Below are 18,061 nucleotides of genomic sequence, written 5' to 3' on the forward strand. Positions count from 1 at the left end.
GATATATCAATGGTTCGAGCTATTCTAATATCACATCTTTTGACTCTATTGTATCCTAGAACAATACTTTTTTAGTACAATTTAGATAATAGGAGGGTAAAAAAAGAGAATAGGAGGGATGGCGTTTTTTTGTTTTATGGATACAAATTCTCTTAAGCTGATGGGCATGTATGGTGAGGCCTATTGGAAGTTAAGGTTTTTATTTTAGCATGATTTATATTTAGTATATTTTTTACTAAAACAAATTAAAGAGTGTGTGTTTTACTAATCATTATGAATTTCCAATAGTCAGGAAATATATTGCGATATATTTCAACAGTAAGTGGATAAGCAAGGCTCCATCAACTTAAGAGTTTTAATTCCATAGTGACTCTTGAAACCTATAATCGTTTTCGTGCCCCTACCGCAGGTACCATCTAACCGCTAATAGAATAATCTCCGGTTCATAATGCTTCCATTTAAAATCCACTGTTTTTTTATCGTCGTACACGTCCTTTATTTATGAATAATGTCATTGTATACAATGACATTATTTTTTGCACCAGAACGGAAAAAGCTGCTGTCCTAATGGGACAACAGCTTTTTCATTATGCCACGCCTTCTTTTTGTTCCTTTTGTAGCGTACTATTTTTGTAACCGTAACTGAAGTAGACAACAAGTCCAATTACAAGCCATATTGCAAAGCTGATCCATGTTGTTGCTGGGAGTTGTAATGCTAAGTATCCACAGAATAGAACAGCTAAAGCCGGAATCCATGGTACAAAGGGCACTTTAAAAGCGCGGGGTAGTTCTGGTTGTTTTTTACGTAAAATAACTACTCCAATTGATACAACGCTGAATGCGAATAATGTACCGATATTTGTTAATTCAGCCAATTTACTTAAAGGAACGAAACCAGCAAAGAAAGCAACCATAGTGGCAGTAATCCAACTATTGATAACAGGTGTTATTGTTTTTTTATTTACGCGAGAAAGTGCTTTTGGTAGTAAGCCATCGCGGCTAATTGCGTAAAATAAACGTGTTTGTCCATATAACATAACGAGTAATACAGTTGTAATTCCAGTAATTGCTCCTAAAGAAATGAAACCAGCAATCCAATCTTGTTGAATGTATTGTAGTGCAAATGCAACAGGGTTTTTCACACCTAACTGATCGTAAGGTACAATTCCAGTTAAAATCAATGAAACAACAATATATAAAATCGTACAAATCGTTAAAGAAGCAATGATGCCGATTGGCATGTTTCGCTGAGGATTTTTGACTTCTTCAGCAGCTGTTGATACAGCATCGAATCCGATGTAAGTAAAGAATACAGTTGCAGCTCCAGTTGTTACACCAGAGAAGCCGAATGGCATAAATGGTGTCCAGTTTTCAGGTTTTACATAGAAAGCTCCAACAACGATAAATAGTAAGATGACAAAGAGTTTGATAGCTACCATGATAGCGTTAAAGCGTGCTGATTTTTTGGCTCCCCTTGTTAATAACAACGTCATTAGAAAGATGATACAGATTGCTGGTAAGTCTATATATGTTCCCGCTTCAGGACTATATGCGCTTGTTAAAGCAGTAGGTAATGTAATACCGAATCCACTTAATAGTCCTTGTAAATACCCTGACCAACCAGATGCAACAGCTGAGGAAGCTAATCCATATTCTAAAATTAAATCCCACCCTAAAATCCAAGCGATCAATTCTCCAAATGTTGCATAGCTATAAGTGTAAGCACTACCGGATACCGGTACAGTAGATGAAAATTCAGAATAACATAATGCTGCAAATACACAGGCTAAACCGGATAAAATAAACGACAAAACAAGTGCTGGTCCTGCGTGTTCTGCTGCGGCAACACCGGTAAGAACGAAAATTCCAGTTCCGATAATAGCGCCGATCCCGAGCATAGTAAGATCAAAAGCACCGAGTTCTTTTTTTAAAGATGCCTCTTTTTGTTCTGACTGTGCTAATAATGCTGAAATAGATTTTTTTCGAAATAGATTCATATAGATACCTCATCTTATGGTTATTTTAATATTCTGAAAAATTACATCGTTTTGTCGTATAATGTCGAATCATTGTAGTTCACATTTTTATTCAAATAAATATTTTAAGTATCACTTTATTTCTTTTCGCTCAATCCATTTGTTCCAAATATATGCCTTTAAGGGAAATATTTATATCCCTATGAAATCAAGGTTTGTTGCGATTATAAATTCCTTAGCGTACAATTTTCTCGAAATGATATGGTGACTCCTATAATATTAAGTTTAATAAGTTAACGGAAGACATCTTCTGTTAACTAAAAAAAATTTTCTATATTTATTTAGTTCTTTAATAATTGGAGATATATTCATTTGTTAAAAAAATTAGAATTGAAAGTTTTTTATTTTTTTTACAAATAGCACACAAAAACGACATACTTCTAGACTATTTTTATATACAGGAATTATTTTTTGAAATGGTTACTACATATAAAGGAGACTTCAAAATGGATATGGATTCATATTATTGGGAAATGGTTAAGAAGAATATTGGTGTGTATTCTGAACAGGAACAAGAATGTCTTCGAAATAAGAAGGTCATTATTTTTGGACTAGGGGGAGTAGGTGGATATGAAGCAATTCTGTTTTCGCGAATGGGAATAGGGCATATTACCGGTGTTGATCCTGATGAATTTGAAGTTTCTAATATTAACAGACAAATGTTAGCGCTTTCTAGTGTTATAGGTGAACCAAAAGCAAAAGTTGCAGAACAGGTTGTAAAAGATATACATCCCTATATATCAACAAATTTTATACAAACAAGAGTAGATGAAGATAATGTAATCGAGCTTATAAAAGGGCATGATATTGTAGTAGAAGCCGTAGATGATATGCCTTCAAGAGTTATTATACATAGAACAGCTAGAGAATTAGGCATACCAAGTGTGGGGATGTCAGGTAGCCCCCCAACACGAGGATTTGTTTCTACATTTTTTCCAACCGGAATTCCTTATGAAGAAGCATTAAACATCTCAGGTGTCGGATGCAAATTAACAAATCAAGAATTAAGACAACAGATTGCTGATATAAAGAAAAGTCGAGCTTGGTATTCTGTGGAGAAAGGCGCACCAAAAGAGTGGGCGCAAGATTTTTGTGATGGAAAAGCAGGATGGATTATCACGCCGATGCGTGCTCATCTATTGTCACTATTTAGTTTTCATGAAGCAATACAAGTTTTAACTGATCGTGAACCTCTAGCTAGAGCGCCTAAAGGCATTGTAATGGATTTAGATAGTCATATCCCGGTTCAAGTAAAAGAAGCCCCTAAAGGTGGATGGGATTATAAAACACTGTAAGGAGGAATACAATTTGTTAACAAAAAATAATGATATGCAAAATATATATGAAGAAAGTTTTACGCGAAATATTGGTGTTATCTCTGTAGAGGAGCAGGAGAAATTAAAAAATTCTCGAGTTACTGTAGTTGGAGCAGGGGGCGTAGGAGGAATTACAATTATCCAATTGGCGCGAATGGGTGTGGGTTCTTTACATGTTATTGATCAAGATGTATTTGAAGCAAGTAATATCAATCGACAAATGCTAAGTTCCATCAGTAAATTAGGACAGCGAAAAGCAGAGGTCGCTTTAGAAATTTTGCAAGACATTAATCCATTATTACAAGTAGAGATAACAAAAGAATTTGTTACCGAGGACAATGCATTAGAACTTCTAACGAATACAGATGTCATTATAGATGCAACTGATAATTTAGTAGCGAGAGTAATTATCCATCGTACAGCTCAGAAACTAGGAATCCCTTCTATTTGGATTGCAGTTACCCCCCCTTTTAGAGGTGGCGTCATGTCTTTAACTCCTAACTCTACGCCCTATGAAATTGTGTTAGGATATCCATCTTATCAACAAGAGCTAACACCAGAAATGCAGAATAAAATTCATGAGTTAAAAGATGGACGTGCTCTTCATTCTGTCAAGCATGGTGCGGATGAGAAATGGGCAAATAGTTATGTGCAAAAAGATCGCCCATGGTCGGTACTGTCTCCTGTTGCGAATATCATAGGCATTCTAGCAAGCTTTGAAGCATTTAAATTTATAATAAATCGAGAAGACTTAAAACCTGTAATAAGTCCAAATTTAATACAAATTAACCTTGCAAATCAAAATATGGTACATGTGTCTGTACCTGAAAATGATAGTTGGGATTATACAACATTATAGATGAGGTAAGAGAATATGCTTCCTTTTTTGTTACTGGGGATTATTGTTACACTCGCTCTGCTTGTTAAGGATTATGCGCTAGCTGGTGCGGCTTGTTTATTAGGAGTTTTACTTACTGTTGGACAAAAAACTTTATTACATCTTATTCAACAATATTCTTTTCCAATTGGTATTTTCTTTCTGATGCTATTCCTTTTAGTACCAATCACATCTGGAAAGATTACAAGTGAAAACGTAATAAAATTAATTACCTCTCCTATCGGATTAGGATCCATTCTAGCAGGTTTTACTGTGTCATACATAGGAGGAAAAGGTGTAGGAGTTCTACCTATGAATCCTACAATATTGTTAGGTGTCTTAATAGGTACTCTTATTGCCGTATTATTTACAAAAGGATTACCAGCCGGATTAATTATTGCGGCGGGAATCATAGCTATCATTTCTATGAAATGAAAGGAATATTCTAAATGAAGATAAAATGGACATACATTAGTTTAGTAGGGATTTTTTTGATAATACTTATGTCTAGTTGTTCTAATATCAAAGAAACTTCTCAAAATGATCAAACTTCTAAAGTGGTAAAACAAGAATTAGAAATTCAGCAAGGAGAAGAAAATTTATTTTTACTTCATAAAAACTTAAATAATAAAAAACAGTATACATCTGATGAAATTATCTTATTTTTAGAACCATTTAGTGTACCTACAGCTCAAGCATTTGATGTACCAAAATTTTCATGGATGGATGAGTATGCCAGAAAAGGGTATGATACTTGGGCTATGGATTTCAGAGGGTTTGGTCGTTCTTCTCGCCCTAAAGAAATGTCAGATCCTCCTGCCCAAAACCGTCCGGTTATTCATTTGAATGATGCAACTAAGGATTTAGAAACAATTGTAAACTGGATTAAAAAGAAGAGAAACGTAAAAAGAATTCATATTGTTGGATGGTCATATGGAGGTGTTGTGGCTGGAAATTATGCAATATCCCATCCTCAAGATATTAATAAACTTATTTTATATGGGTATATGCACGGGTTCACACTTCCTATGATGACACAGCCTTTAGAAAACCCACTACAACCTAATCAGTTTAATCCTGAAGCACCAGCTTATCAAATGGTGGACTTTGATAAAGGAATGCATCATTGGCATATGATGATGGGAAATAAAAAAATTGTTACAGACGAAGCAATGGATGCCGTAAAACAAGTTTTTATTGATTCAGATCCTATGAGTAAGAAAAATAATCAAACGATTCGTCGACCAGTTGGTCCACTTGAAGATTTATTTTATATTTGGAAAAATCAGCCCCTATATGATGTATCTAAGATTACCACTCCATTACTTGTCATTTACGGAGAAGATGACATATTTGCAGACCGAAATATGATGTCAAAATTAACAAGTACAAAACAAAAAAAAGAAGTAGTAATCCCTGATGCAACACACTGGGCTGTTTATGAAAAGAATCGTAATACCCTATTCGAACAAACATTAAACTTTATAGAAGCGAAAGAAGGCAAACAGGAATGAAAAAGGGTTTAACAATATTAGATGCTACCTTGCGTGAAGGAGAACAACAATGTGGTATTCGTTTCTCCAAGGAAGACAAAATTACATTACTTCACATGTTAGAGGATTTTGGAGTAAGTCTTATTGAAGTTGGACACCCTGGCATCTCTGAAGAAGAAGAAGAGATTTGCCGAGAAGTTGCAGCATCTGCAAAGCACGCCGAAATACTTATGCATGCTCGGGCGAAAAAAGAAGAAGTTCATGCGGCTTATCGTGCTGGTGCCGATTGGATAGGAATCTGGGCGTCTATTAATTCTATTTCTTTACAAACAAAGTATACCAATCGATCAAAAGAGTATGTTATTAATCAGGTGAAACATGCTATTGAAGAAGCAAAATCTTTAGGAATGAAAATCCGTTTTACTATTGAAGATGCTTCACGAACGGAATGGGAAGATATCGCCTACATTGGACAGATTGCACATATAGCTGGAGCAGATCGAATCAGTTTAGCAGACACTGTAGGAATTTGGGAGCCAGGTCAGTGTGCGACAATTGTGAAGAAATCTGTTGAGACATTCCCTTGTGAGATTGAAGTTCATCTTCATAATGATTTAGGATTAGCCATGGCAAATGCTCTTGCTGCAATTGATTCAGGGGCATCTGTCATTGATGCTACATTGTGCGGAATAGGTGAACGTGCTGGGATTGTTGATTTGCTAAATTTATCAGTATTTTTATCTCAAAAGCGTAATCTACAGTGCTTTAAACTACAGATGATTCCTGAATTGACGCAATCTCTCCAATTAGCTACTGGTTGTCAAGTAGATCATTGGAGACCGATTATTGGAAAGAATATATTTACTCATACTGCATCCTATCATATAAAAGCTGTTCAGCAGAATTACTCAGCATATGAGGGTATTCAACCTGAAATGATAGGCAGAGTAAGGAACATACAACAAAAACGTATAGAAAGAAAAGGGCCTCGGCTTTCAAGGTCTCTCCGAGTTAGTAAACCATTTGTAAAAGGAGCATCTGAGCTTTTATATCATCGTGATGGTCCAGGAGAGCGTTGGGTACAGATGGATTATAGAACTGATGAACGTGCTTCATTTTATGTAATACAGCGTGTATTTTACGATGCCCATATGGATGAGAACTTAGAAGGACATGTAGATACTCACGCACATCATTGTGATAGTGCCTTTATTTTTTGGGGGAATAGAATAGATGGTACAGGCCTCTTATGTGAAGTGGAAATTGAAGGAGAATTGCAAATAATTGAAAGTCCAGCATCTGTTTTTATTCCATCGGGGTTAAAACATAGGTACAAATACCTTTCGGGTACAGGGACATATACAAACATCGTACTAGCACCTAATTATAATTCTAGTTTGTTAGAGGAAAACTCATCAAAAGTGTTTGTATATTAATTAAATATAAAAAAGTTTTTATTTTTGTTATGATGATGTTTTAGTAAACCATTTGACTGATAAGAGTATAAGCAGTCTCAATGTTCTTTATGTAAAAAAATAAAAAACAGATAGGATTCAATGTGTTCTTTGGATTCTATCTGTTTTTTGAATGGCCCCAAAAAGAAAGAATCGTTGCCGTGCCCCCCTTATTTGGTTGGCGGCATCCCTTCTAGTCTGGTGGAACTTTTTATTCACATAATTCCTGTTATCGGTAGTATCCCAAAAAGCTAACTACTTATCATTTTTCAGATAAGTAGTTAGCTTTTTCGTTTTGGGGGCACTTTAAAATATTAGCTTGATAGCGATGGGGTAGCACCACACAATAGCAAAGGCAAAACATATTACGTTACTGCAAATGAAGCCTATGTATATGTGAAATGATTTTTAAAACCATCTCCTTTTAGGGGACGGTTTATGTTATCAATGAATATACTATATTAAGAAATTTAAGAGGTGATAATAATTGGATTATTTAATTGAATTAAATCAGTGGGGCATAAAAGAAGGGTTACCTACTAAACCCTATGTAGATGCAGATTATATACAAGCTGATAAGAATATTCAGGGGATAAACAATGCGTTACAATTTGCAGCATCTAATAATTACTCTGAAGTTATTCTTCCAAAAGGCAAATACGCTCTATGTTACCCACGTGAGATTGTTATGGTTTCCGATTTGGATTTTAATTTAAATGGATCAACATTAAAAGTTATATACGATTCTAATAAAAAATCGCCATTTGACAATAGAACAACTACTGATTATTACAACTTCAAAGGGAATAGTATCGTATTTAGTAAAGTCACCAATTCTAATTTATTTGTTGGAACAATAATTGGATGTAGGGACGACAGAAGTTTCTCTAATCCTTTAGAAGTAGCAATGGAGCATACGTATGGTATTCTCTTTCAAAAAAGTTCAAATTATTGTTCTGTGAAAAATTGTAAGGTTCGCGATTATATGGGCGATAATATTTCATTTAGCTCAAACTCGATATTTGATTATGGAGAATTTGATCAAGGTCTTACTTTGAGTACCTTAGATTACAACACTGGACAACCTATTCCTTCTACGAATACACTCACAACAAAGATGTTAAACATACCTCAAGATTTAACACCAAAGATTACTTCCTTTCTTATAGCTGGTGCAGGATACGCTAGAACAACAAATTTAAATAGTAAAGACTTGGATATCTTCTTTTACGATAATAACAACAAATTCATAGGGGTTATGAAGAAAAGAAGAATCTATACAGATATTTCAATCCCAGTTAACGCAATGAAATTTAGACTTCAATTTTATAATGAAAACAATGTAAATAAGAATCTGCAATATACAATTATGTTTGGTGGTATCCCTCACCATAACACTGTTGAAAAATGCGAGGTTTTTAATGGTCATAGGGGTGGTATCACTTTAGGGGGGAATTACAACGAAGTTATTAATAATAAAATCCGCGATAACGGAAAAGGATTGGTTAGGTTTTTGGATGGGAAACCTATTTTCAACGATCCAACTCGTTATTCAATAAACATGGAAGATTCATACGGAGCAAGCTGTACCATAAAAGATAACGAAATTTACGGGAGTTATCACGGCATTTTAGTTGGTTGCTATGATGTCTTAATAGAACATAATCATATTTACAATATAGACTACCTAGCGATTAATCTTTATTCCTTAATGCATGCAACTATTAAGGATAATTTCTTATACAACTGTCAAAATAACATTGGACTCATGACTTCTAATTTTAGTGCGGCATTTGTGAATATTATAGAAAATAGTTTTACAGGCGGTAATATGAATTTAACTAATGATTCGTATAGGGTTTCTTTATCTAACAATCAATACGTAAATCCTGATTTCGTTACATTGGGAGATAATTGCACATTTGATAATAATCACATTATTTTTACAGAAAATCCGACTACCACACCATGGATAAAAGCAAATAAAATAAGAAAATGTACCTTTAAATCGGTTTTAACACAAAGAGAGATGACGTTTAAAGTTAAAGAATATGATAGTTGTAAATTCGAAAATCTACGAGTCAGATCAGAAAACCCTAATACTCAAAATGTAGACGTTTGTGAGTTCACAAGGTCAGAATTTCTTAATTGCGAGTTAAGAAATCATTTGTTTAGTGGGCGTCCAATGAATATTAGAGTTACTAAATCAAAACTTATAGATACAACGTGCGAAGTTGGTATTACAAATGTGGATAATCAAGTACCATACACTACACTGGAAGACTGTGCTATCTCCATTAATACGAAAAATAATTTATTCTTATCTGATACAAATCGTCCATATACAACTTATATAGTAGAGAAATGCAATGTTACTATTGATAATCCAGCATTCGCTGCTCTCTTAGCTTCAGGGGCAGCAGCGGGAGTAAACGAGTTAATTTTAAAAGACAATGGATTTGTTTATACAGGAACAGCACCATTGAATTTAAAATATTACACAAATAAAAATCATATTCGTAACTTCATCAATTCGAATAACACCTTTACAAATATCAATTTACCTGCTGCGAATTAAAGCTGGCTCTTTCGAGTCAGCCCTTTTTTATTCTACATCCACAAGTTCATTAAGTTTAAATTCTGTATTCAATCCAAATGCATCCGTGTAGTATACCGTTTATGTTCTTATGCATGTGGGGTAACGCCACATCAGATACTTTAAAGGAAAACAATTCAAGAAAGCTATTATTTTAGTAGCCGCCCTGTACTACTGTAGTTTTTCTTTAAGTTATCGCGATGTTTCTGAAATGCTGAAAGAACGTGGTATTTCAGTTCACCCAACAACCATCATGCGATGGGTTCATGAATATGGAAATCTCATCTATCAAATTTGGAACTAACTTCTTCCGAAACATTGTTCCGCATTTACCAACCTGTTTATGTTTTTTTAAAACTTTGCAACAGAACCACATTGTTTTAATTAAATTTTATGTTATACTTCTATAGGCATCTGATTTTTATTCTATATAAAAGCAGGTGAAAAGCCCTTATCAAATCGATAATGGCTTTTCTATTTTTCATGAAGATCGATTATATGGCATGAGCAATAAATTTAAAGGAGAATTATAAAATGATTTTTCCAAGTAACATCAATACGTCTTATGAGTATTCAATTATAGAAATTCAATGTTTACCTTGTATTTCTACAGTACCTGATTTTTATGATAATTTTGTACTTATTTGTAGTACTTATCTTAATAAAAATGATAAAGCACATGGTCATACTACATTTGAAATTCAATCAATAAAAGAACTGTCTTATAATAATCCAAATGTAAAAAATGCTAAGAAGTTTGTATACCAAGGTGGGTCTTTGAAAATAAATGATTTTGTAACAATTACTCAAGCGGAATCAGACTATGATACGAAATTCATAGCGAGACTTTCCTATCAATATCATAGCGATCAAGAGAGGGAATATATACAAGAGCAAGATTTACTCTTATTTTCCATTTCTGAAGGGCCAAAGGGGCAATTGTCTAATATTCCTTATTTATATCTTCCTCCGGATTTTAAGAAGTATATAGAATATTATCAGGCTAAGCACGATTCTGAAGTTCTTCACACCGCTTACTCAATATTAGAACATTTCATAAAAGAACATGATTGTTCAGAATCTTTCATTAATCAATTTGAAATTTTAAAAGAAAAACAAAAGAATAAATCTCTTATCTTGTATGATAGCTTTTTACGGAATCAATATAAGAAAATTTGATTTATTTTCATAGAAACATCAAAAACCCTTTAAATATTATACAAAATACACCTATTTGTTTATAAAAATGAAGAAAATGCATAAATTCATAAAACTATATATGTATTTTGTAGTATCCTAGACCATATCTATCTAAAAGTCTTTCATAGTACATTTTTGACACTTCCACCCCTAAAGGGGCAAGCTGACATACGTCAGTGGGATTCTTGCTACCAAAGGCGAAGTCCATTTCTGGTATCGCTGACGTGCAAGATTGCGATGTGCTATCACCACTCCCATGACAGACCGTATAGGTTCATGGGCTAAGGGGCTGTTACCATACCGTACAGATTGTTTGGTTCTCCTTATGTTTTAGAGTCTTTTGCATGACTTTGAAGCCATTTTAACATGTTTTGCTACGCAAAAGCGATACTTTCATCCTATGCTTAAAGGCGGACTTAAGTCCTGCAGGGGCTTTCTCGTATCGTAAATCTGTAAATTTTAGTTAAAAGATACCACTTGTTTAATAAACTTAGTGAAGTAAAGTTAATTACTTTAATATATTATTAGGAGAGAATTTATGAGTAAAAAACTATTAAAATCAATAACATCATTAACGATGGTAGGAGGTGCATTGTTAGGAACAAGTAGTGATCCCGTAAAAGCTGAAGTCCAGTCAGGGAGAAATTCAGTTGTATTTAATGATGTTCCCAAAAACCATTGGGCAAATAATGCCATTACGAGCTTAGCTAATCGTAATATTATCGGGGGATATGGAAATGGAATGTTTGGCCTGGGAGATAATGCTACTCGTGAACAGGTGGCAGCTTTAATTTATCGTGTGCTAGCTCCTGCTAAAAAAGGAGGCACTCTTAATAAGGACAACTCTTTTTATATTATGCAAGATGGGTCTCAGCTTAAAAATCCATATAAGGACATTAATAAAAACTCAACAATGTTCCTAGAAGAGATTCTATTTTTGACAGACATAGGAGTCTTTAAAGGGGATCAAAATGGGGAATTTCGACCAAAAGAATCATTAAGTCGTGCAGAAATGGCACAGGTCATCAAGAATGCTTTTAAAGTTCCTGTGTTAAGTAAACATACTTTTAATGATGTACCAGATAATTCATGGGCGAAGGACGCTATTAGTGCCGTACAGTCGAATAAAATTGCATCAGGTACAGGTAATGGAGGTTTTGAACCAAATAAAACTGTAACTCGTGAACAGTATGCACAGTTTTTATTTAATGCATTAAATTATATGGAACAATTTAATACACAAAATCCTGATGTGACAAAACCAAATAATGAAGGTACGAGTGTACAAACTGAGGTACAACTATTAGAAGCTTATAAAAAAGACATGAAAAATTATATTAATAATCATGAAGAAGATATAACTATAACATATAAATCTAAACAATCTAATATTAGAGAAGTTATGGATACGCTTGTTAAAGCATATGATGAGACAGTTGATTCAAATGAATACATGAAATATAACATCGCAAATACACAATATTCTATTCGTGGTATTCCAGGAGATTATGTATTTACATTAAAAATTACATACCGTGAATCAAAAGAGCAAATGAACTATGTAAAGACACAAGCAAAATCAGTTATCACTTCTATTGTTAAAGCTGGTATGGATGAACATGAAAAAGTAAAAGCGATTCATGATTATGTCGTAAAACATGTTTCTTATGATACTTCTTTCCAGGCTTATACGGCATATGAAGCTTTAGCAAACCGTTCTGCTGTTTGTCAAGGATATGCATTATTAACTTATCAATTGTTAAAAGAGGCAGGAGTAGAAGGTCATATTGTAACAGGGACTGGAAATGGACAACCTCATGCTTGGAATCTAGTGAAAATTGAGGGGAGATGGTACCATCTTGATACAACCTTCGATGATCCAATTCCAGATGTAGAAGGACGTGTAACTTATTCATACTATAATTTATCTGATGAACAAATTGCTAAAGATCACCAATGGGATCGTAATCAATTTGCGAAAGCAACAACAATCTATAATAATGAGTTAACAAATAAAATTCAGATCGGTAGCCCGAAAGCAATGGGATATCAGAAAATATTAACGGATATCAAACGCTAATATGAATCTATGTAGTTTATTAATAAAATAAAACAATGCACAAACGATTAATTGAGGTCTGTGTAACAATGGACCAGTACTAGATGAAAAAAGAATCCCATAAACCTATATGATATGGGATTCTTTTTTTTATTTTATTTGTTTTGTTCATCTGATGTGTATATTTACAGCATGTAATCATTTTAACCAAATTTAGGTAATTCCTCTCTCTCCTCAATTTGTATGTAGGTGCATGGCACCAACAAATAGGTGGGAGATGAATTACTTTTTTTCATAATAAAACATACGTTTTATTGTTATCATCTAGTTATGAAGTGTCCTTTAACAAGTGATTATATAAGGTTAAGTAGACAAAGAAACTGCGAAAACCAAGAAAATCCTTCCAATCGTAAAATAATCAAGGTATCTAAAGAATCTCCATTCGTTGAATATCTAAGGCAGGAATAGTCCGAAGTAACGCCCAGCCAGATGAAAGAGTACGTTCGTCATGGAACTGAGAAGCTCCCACCTCTAAGCGTTAGCATAGGTGGTGAGTAGTTCACCGAACTATATAAACTAACGAGATAGCCTAATTCATGATTAGTTCTTGTACTTGTATAGAAATAAACACGCAAGATAGGTGAATTTAGGAAGCGACCACTTCTAAACAAGCTGGAAGTGGGGATAGTTTAAGAAATTCATTTAGTCCTTATATGTGTTTTGTAAATAACGATCATATAAATCTTTTTCTAAAATACTTTGTTTATCTTGTAGTTCCTTAAATTGTTCAATGAATTCACTATCTTCTTTTGTGCTTCGACACAAAGTATAAAAAGCATCATGGAGAATTTTAGATTCTTGATGAGCATCATAGTAGTCTATGTAGGTCTTAAATTCTGGTGGTAGATAAAGATAAGGGACGTTAGAAAAAGAACCTTTGATTCCTACTGAAGTAGAAAATAGGAGTAAGTCTTTATTTTGTATATATTCCATCTCTTGATCTTTAGAATATTGGTAAGAAAGGTTTGCTATAATCTTTGTATCATAATCAGTTTTCACCTCAATCATGTTTACAAAATCATTAATCCTTAAAGTACCACCTTTGAATGCAAACTTTTTTGCTTCTTTAACGTGTGAATTAGTATAAGATAATTCTTTTATAGATTGGATTTCAAATGTAGTATGACCATGTGCTTTATCATTTTTATTAAGATATGTACTACAAATAAGAACAAAGTCGTTTTGAAATTTTATTGTTTCAGAATTATAGGGTAAACATCTAATTTCTATTATTGAATACTCACACTTACCGTTAACATTATTGGGAAAAGTCATTATTATTATAATTCTCCTTTATATTTATTTCAGGTGAAGAGTAGTTACTCTTCACTACCTTTATTTTAAATAAATTATATATTAATAGTAACCCTCAATTCCAGAAATTTATGAGGGTTCATAAAAAAGCGAGTCCATTCTATGTTAGGATTGAAGTCACTTCGTACAGCTACATTAATTTTAAGTGGCATCGAAGCTATGCATATGATGAAAAAAAGGCAACTTCACCAAAGAGTGAAATCTGCCCAAAATGAAGTTAAATTCATTCATAAATTGTTTGGATTAGCTGTTTAATCTCCTCGTTAACAGGATATTGCCGTTCTATGTTTCTAGTGAAGTATTTTCGCACCAGAACCGTTATATCAATATTGATAAATTTATTACAAAATTAGCTATAAATGATTCAAAACCCAAAAGTTTACTTTCATTTCCCCTTAAACATTGACTTTAATCTATTTTTATTGATATCCTAAAAATATATAAAAAAGTATACATTCAAATTAATGAAAATAAAGGGATTGAAAAGTAGATGAATAAAAAGCAACATTTAATTGATGTACAACCAATTCGAAGCAAAGAACAGCTCGAAGATATGAAATGGTCTCTTAAACGTCATTGTTCAGATCGTGATTATATTTTATTCCTGATTGGAATTAATACTGGGTTACGTGTAAGTGATTTACTTAAAATGGAAGCGGATGAAATTTTAAAACTGAAGCGAAAAAAACGGAAAGAATTTAGAGTTAAAGAAGGAAAGACAAAAAAGGAGCGTATCATAAATATTACATCCATTTTTGAGGAAGTGCTTCCATACGCTGAAGATTTAAAAAGTAACTGGTTATTTCCTTCTCGAAAAGGTGATAAGCCCATTAGTAAAATTCAAGCGTATCGAAAGTTACAAAAAGCCGGAGATTTTGCAGGAGTCGAATCTTTGGGTACTCATACAATGCGTAAAACATTTGGGTATTGGTTTTACAAGCAAACAAAGGATATTGCTATGTTACAAGAAATATTGAATCATAGTACACCACAAATTACACTAAGATACATTGGAATTAATAAAGAAGAAAAAGATAATGTACTTGATACATTCCGAATCTAATTTGAATTTTTAATGTGGATTTGAAATAAAGTTGAATCGTTTATGGGGTAGGACGCACATCGCCATCAACCTAAGAAAATGGATAACCCCCAAGTCTTACAAATAGATAATAAAAGGTTTTCTTATATTGAATATATATTTTTATAGGAGAACGGCTTTTTTCGTGTGGGGTACCTGGTACTATCTAATTAAGAGATATAATTCCCAAATCAAAAAAATGAAAAATTCTCAATTTTATCGTTTTGGGGTATTAATTTATCTTAGCTTGATGGGCATGTATGATGACCCCTAATATATGTATTAACGTGGGCTTTATGTTATTTGGTTGGCGGGCCCCCTCTAGTCTGGTGGGACTTTTTATTCACATAATTCCTGTTATCGATAGTATCCAAAAAAGCTAACTACTTATCTTTTTTTAGATAAGTAGTTAGCTTTTTCGTTTTGGTGACACTTTAAAATATTAGTTTGATGGCTATGTTGTGTAACTCAAAATCAAATGTTTATAAAATTAAGATTACCAAGGTATTTAGAGTTCGAGGCAGTTACACAAAATATAAGATATGGGTAAGTAAAGGAAAGAATTTTATGTTTTTTCAAATTCCTAAAAGAGTTCTATAGATCAATAAAATATGTTTTTTTGAAATTGTCACTTTCCTGTAACAAAAGTGATTTATTATATATTTTTGAAACATAATATAGAAAGAAGGAGAATTTATGAAGAAAATCATACCAATAATTGCATTAATGGGCATGATGAGCTTAGGGATGCAGGAAATGAATGTGAAAGCTGAAACTTACAAATGTGCAGATTCCAAAATGGATTTTTGGAATTCCAAAAGAACAGGTACTAATTTTATGAACAGTACTTCATTACCTGAGAATTATAAAAGTGCAAAGGAGGCCAATATTGAATATGTTCGTTTAGCACCGGATAAATGGGCAAAAGATAAAGATTTTTTATTTGAGGATAAACCAGATACTTCTGGAAAGGATTTTCTGATAGGTAATGCAGATGACTATCAGGGATTAGTAAAGGAGGATTTAGAAAAATTAAAAGAGGATTTAGATGCCGCACAATCGCAAGGAATGAAAGTTGTTCTTACAATGTTATCTTTACCTGGTGATCGATGGCGTCAATTTAATAATAACAAGAATGACGACAGAATATGGGAAGAAGAGAAGTATCAAGAGCAAGCAAGCCAATTTTGGAAGGACCTTGCCCTTGAATTAAAAGATCATCCTGCTGTGGTTGGTTACAACATTATCAATGAGCCACATCCAGAAACATCTAAGAATAATAGATATAATGATTTTTGGACGGAAGATTACGAGAAATGGTATGAAAAAGTGAAAGGAACGACAGCTGATTTAAATAGATTTTATCAAAAGGTCATTAATTCCATTCGTGAAGTGGACCAAGAAACACCGATTATTTTAGATTCAGGTTTATATGCTACTCCATGGGCCTTTAAATATTTAAAACCAGTAAAGGATAAAAAAACACTTTATGCATTTCATATGTATGAGCCATATGAATTAACGAGCCAAGGTGAAAAACAAAACAAGGAATATCAATATCCGGGATTTGTAAAAGTAGGGGATTTAGAGAAACCTGTAATGTGGAATAAACAAGGATTAAATAAATTCTTACAGCCTGTTCAAAATTGGTCTAAGAAAAATCATGTACCATCTAATCGAATCATGGCTGAGGAATTTGGAATTAATCGTACCGTTCCAGGAGCCCCTCAATATATGCAAGACTTAATTTCTATATTCAATCAAAAGGAATGGCACAAATCATTCTATGCATTCCGTGAAGATACTTGGACAGGAATGAATTATGAATTAGGAACAGGAAAAATAAAATGGGATGAAGAGGGGATACCAGTACATCAAGATAATCCACTTTGGGATGTAATAAAAAATGATTTACAATCAACTATTACTAAGTAATATAGGGTGTTAGGAACGTGAAGGGATACAGCTGTTGCTTTGAAATAAAGTCGTACTGTTTTGAATAAAGTTTAACTGTTTGCAAAAAAGTTGCACCGTTTTGCATCATTAGGTAAAGCTGTCACGGTAAAACTCCTGAGTTTCGATCAAACTTTATTCCAAACCAACATAAAAAAGGACTTCTGTGTTTTAAAATCTTTTTTATTTGTAATCAGGATTTTTGCAAGACTTGTGAATTTCATAGAAAACAAAAGGGATATAAAGCAAAATGTTATTGTTTTGTACATTAAAGGTTATTTATGTTATTTAAATTATATTTTTGCGAAGGTACTAGAGGGAGTGTTATTATGTATAGTGTGCTTGAAACTGCAAAAGAGAACAATTTAAGTCCTCATCATTCTCTTCGATATTTGTTTGAAACGCTCCCCAATATCGATTTAAACAATTATGAAGAAAAATTTGTGTTGGATTCTCTTTCTATTGGTCTTAGTTGTGGGAGAAGCCCTAGTTTCGTGTTATAACTATAAAAATACCCATATATAAATATATAGATTTAAGTTGATTATATGAAATGAAAAATCAAGTCGTTATTTTGGGGATTCAGACTACCAATTATTTAAACTATTATTCACACTAAAAG

General features: G+C 33.2%; 12 protein-coding genes and 3 pseudogenes. 13 read left to right on the forward strand and 2 right to left on the reverse strand.

All coding sequences use genetic code 11. The annotated features are described in order from the left end of the window. Positions 1-587: 587 nt before the first annotated feature. The gene (locus tag BWGOE10_RS28345) at positions 588-1,997 is read right to left on the reverse strand and encodes an amino acid permease (RefSeq protein ID WP_070143924.1); all 1,410 of its coding nucleotides are present in this window, start codon (positions 1,995-1,997) and stop codon (positions 588-590) included. A gap of 485 nt (positions 1,998-2,482) precedes the next feature. Between BWGOE10_RS28345 and BWGOE10_RS28350 the strand changes: the two genes are divergently transcribed. The 10 genes and pseudogenes from BWGOE10_RS28350 to BWGOE10_RS28385 all read left to right on the forward strand — a co-directional run bounded on the left by BWGOE10_RS28350 (position 2,483) and on the right by BWGOE10_RS28385 (position 13,052). Further along, entirely contained in the window at positions 2,483-3,331 is an 849-nt protein-coding gene (locus BWGOE10_RS28350) for a HesA/MoeB/ThiF family protein (protein WP_070143923.1), read from the forward strand. A gap of 13 nt (positions 3,332-3,344) precedes the next feature. After that, complete coding sequence (locus BWGOE10_RS28355; protein WP_081338146.1) at positions 3,345-4,211, forward strand: HesA/MoeB/ThiF family protein; 867 nt, start codon at positions 3,345-3,347, stop codon at positions 4,209-4,211. Positions 4,212-4,226: 15 nt separating this feature from the next. Further along, positions 4,227-4,664 (forward strand): DUF441 family protein, encoded by a 438-nt coding sequence (locus BWGOE10_RS28360; RefSeq protein ID WP_070143922.1) that lies wholly within the window; start codon positions 4,227-4,229, stop codon positions 4,662-4,664. A 14-nt stretch (positions 4,665-4,678) separates the two neighbouring features. Continuing rightward, positions 4,679-5,743, forward strand: coding sequence for an alpha/beta hydrolase (locus BWGOE10_RS28365; RefSeq protein WP_070143921.1), 1,065 nt, complete (start codon positions 4,679-4,681; stop codon positions 5,741-5,743). Further along, the gene (locus BWGOE10_RS28370) at positions 5,740-7,158 is read left to right on the forward strand and encodes a 2-isopropylmalate synthase (protein WP_070143920.1); all 1,419 of its coding nucleotides are present in this window, start codon (positions 5,740-5,742) and stop codon (positions 7,156-7,158) included. Before BWGOE10_RS28365 ends, BWGOE10_RS28370 begins: the two co-directional genes overlap by 4 nt. Positions 7,159-7,518: 360 nt before the next feature. Further along, positions 7,519-7,581, forward strand: a pseudogene (locus BWGOE10_RS32260) (N-acetylmuramoyl-L-alanine amidase); the annotation flags it as partial. 82 nt (positions 7,582-7,663) lie between these two features. Continuing rightward, a complete protein-coding gene (locus BWGOE10_RS28375; protein ID WP_070143919.1) occupies positions 7,664-9,754 on the forward strand; it encodes a right-handed parallel beta-helix repeat-containing protein in 2,091 nt (696 codons plus the stop codon). Positions 9,755-9,884: 130 nt separating this feature from the next. Next, positions 9,885-10,070 (forward strand): annotated as a pseudogene (locus BWGOE10_RS30710) (IS6 family transposase); the annotation flags it as partial. Between the two features lie 236 nt (positions 10,071-10,306). Then, positions 10,307-10,951, forward strand: coding sequence for a hypothetical protein (locus tag BWGOE10_RS28380; RefSeq protein ID WP_070143918.1), 645 nt, complete (start codon positions 10,307-10,309; stop codon positions 10,949-10,951). 559 nt (positions 10,952-11,510) lie between these two features. Beyond that, positions 11,511-13,052, forward strand: coding sequence for an S-layer homology domain-containing protein (locus BWGOE10_RS28385; RefSeq protein WP_070143917.1), 1,542 nt, complete (start codon positions 11,511-11,513; stop codon positions 13,050-13,052). Positions 13,053-13,733: 681 nt separating this feature from the next. Here BWGOE10_RS28385 and BWGOE10_RS28390 read toward each other — a convergent pair. Next, a complete protein-coding gene (locus tag BWGOE10_RS28390) occupies positions 13,734-14,366 on the reverse strand; it encodes a hypothetical protein (protein ID WP_070143916.1) in 633 nt (210 codons plus the stop codon). Between the two features lie 117 nt (positions 14,367-14,483). Between BWGOE10_RS28390 and BWGOE10_RS28395 the strand changes: the two are divergent. From BWGOE10_RS28395 to BWGOE10_RS28405, 3 genes and pseudogenes are all read left to right on the forward strand, one after another. Beyond that, positions 14,484-14,660, forward strand: a pseudogene (locus BWGOE10_RS28395) (IS6 family transposase); the annotation flags it as partial. Between the two features lie 235 nt (positions 14,661-14,895). After that, positions 14,896-15,468, forward strand: coding sequence for a tyrosine-type recombinase/integrase (locus BWGOE10_RS28400; RefSeq protein ID WP_070143915.1), 573 nt, complete (start codon positions 14,896-14,898; stop codon positions 15,466-15,468). A gap of 714 nt (positions 15,469-16,182) precedes the next feature. Further along, entirely contained in the window at positions 16,183-17,421 is a 1,239-nt protein-coding gene (locus BWGOE10_RS28405) for a glycoside hydrolase family 5 protein (RefSeq protein ID WP_070143914.1), read from the forward strand. Positions 17,422-18,061 lie beyond the last annotated feature (640 nt).

Source organism: Bacillus mycoides, from assembly GCF_001757995.1.
GTDB classification, from domain to species: domain Bacteria; phylum Bacillota; class Bacilli; order Bacillales; family Bacillaceae_G; genus Bacillus_A; species Bacillus_A mycoides_B.

Excerpts from the sequence above, each read along its gene's own strand:
- BWGOE10_RS28345 (WP_070143924.1), bottom strand. The coding sequence starts at position 1,997 with ATGAATCTATTTCGAAAAAAATCTATTTCAGCATTATTAGCACAGTCA.
- BWGOE10_RS28350 (WP_070143923.1), top strand. The coding sequence starts at position 2,483 with ATGGATATGGATTCATATTATTGGGAAATGGTTAAGAAGAATATTGGT.
- BWGOE10_RS28360 (WP_070143922.1), top strand. The coding sequence starts at position 4,227 with ATGCTTCCTTTTTTGTTACTGGGGATTATTGTTACACTCGCTCTGCTT.
- BWGOE10_RS28365 (WP_070143921.1), top strand. The coding sequence starts at position 4,679 with ATGAAGATAAAATGGACATACATTAGTTTAGTAGGGATTTTTTTGATA.
- BWGOE10_RS28370 (WP_070143920.1), top strand. The coding sequence starts at position 5,740 with ATGAAAAAGGGTTTAACAATATTAGATGCTACCTTGCGTGAAGGAGAA.
- BWGOE10_RS28380 (WP_070143918.1), top strand. The coding sequence starts at position 10,307 with ATGATTTTTCCAAGTAACATCAATACGTCTTATGAGTATTCAATTATA.
- BWGOE10_RS28385 (WP_070143917.1), top strand. The coding sequence starts at position 11,511 with ATGAGTAAAAAACTATTAAAATCAATAACATCATTAACGATGGTAGGA.
- BWGOE10_RS28390 (WP_070143916.1), bottom strand. The coding sequence starts at position 14,366 with ATGACTTTTCCCAATAATGTTAACGGTAAGTGTGAGTATTCAATAATA.
- BWGOE10_RS28400 (WP_070143915.1), top strand. The coding sequence starts at position 14,896 with ATGAATAAAAAGCAACATTTAATTGATGTACAACCAATTCGAAGCAAA.
- BWGOE10_RS28405 (WP_070143914.1), top strand. The coding sequence starts at position 16,183 with ATGAAGAAAATCATACCAATAATTGCATTAATGGGCATGATGAGCTTA.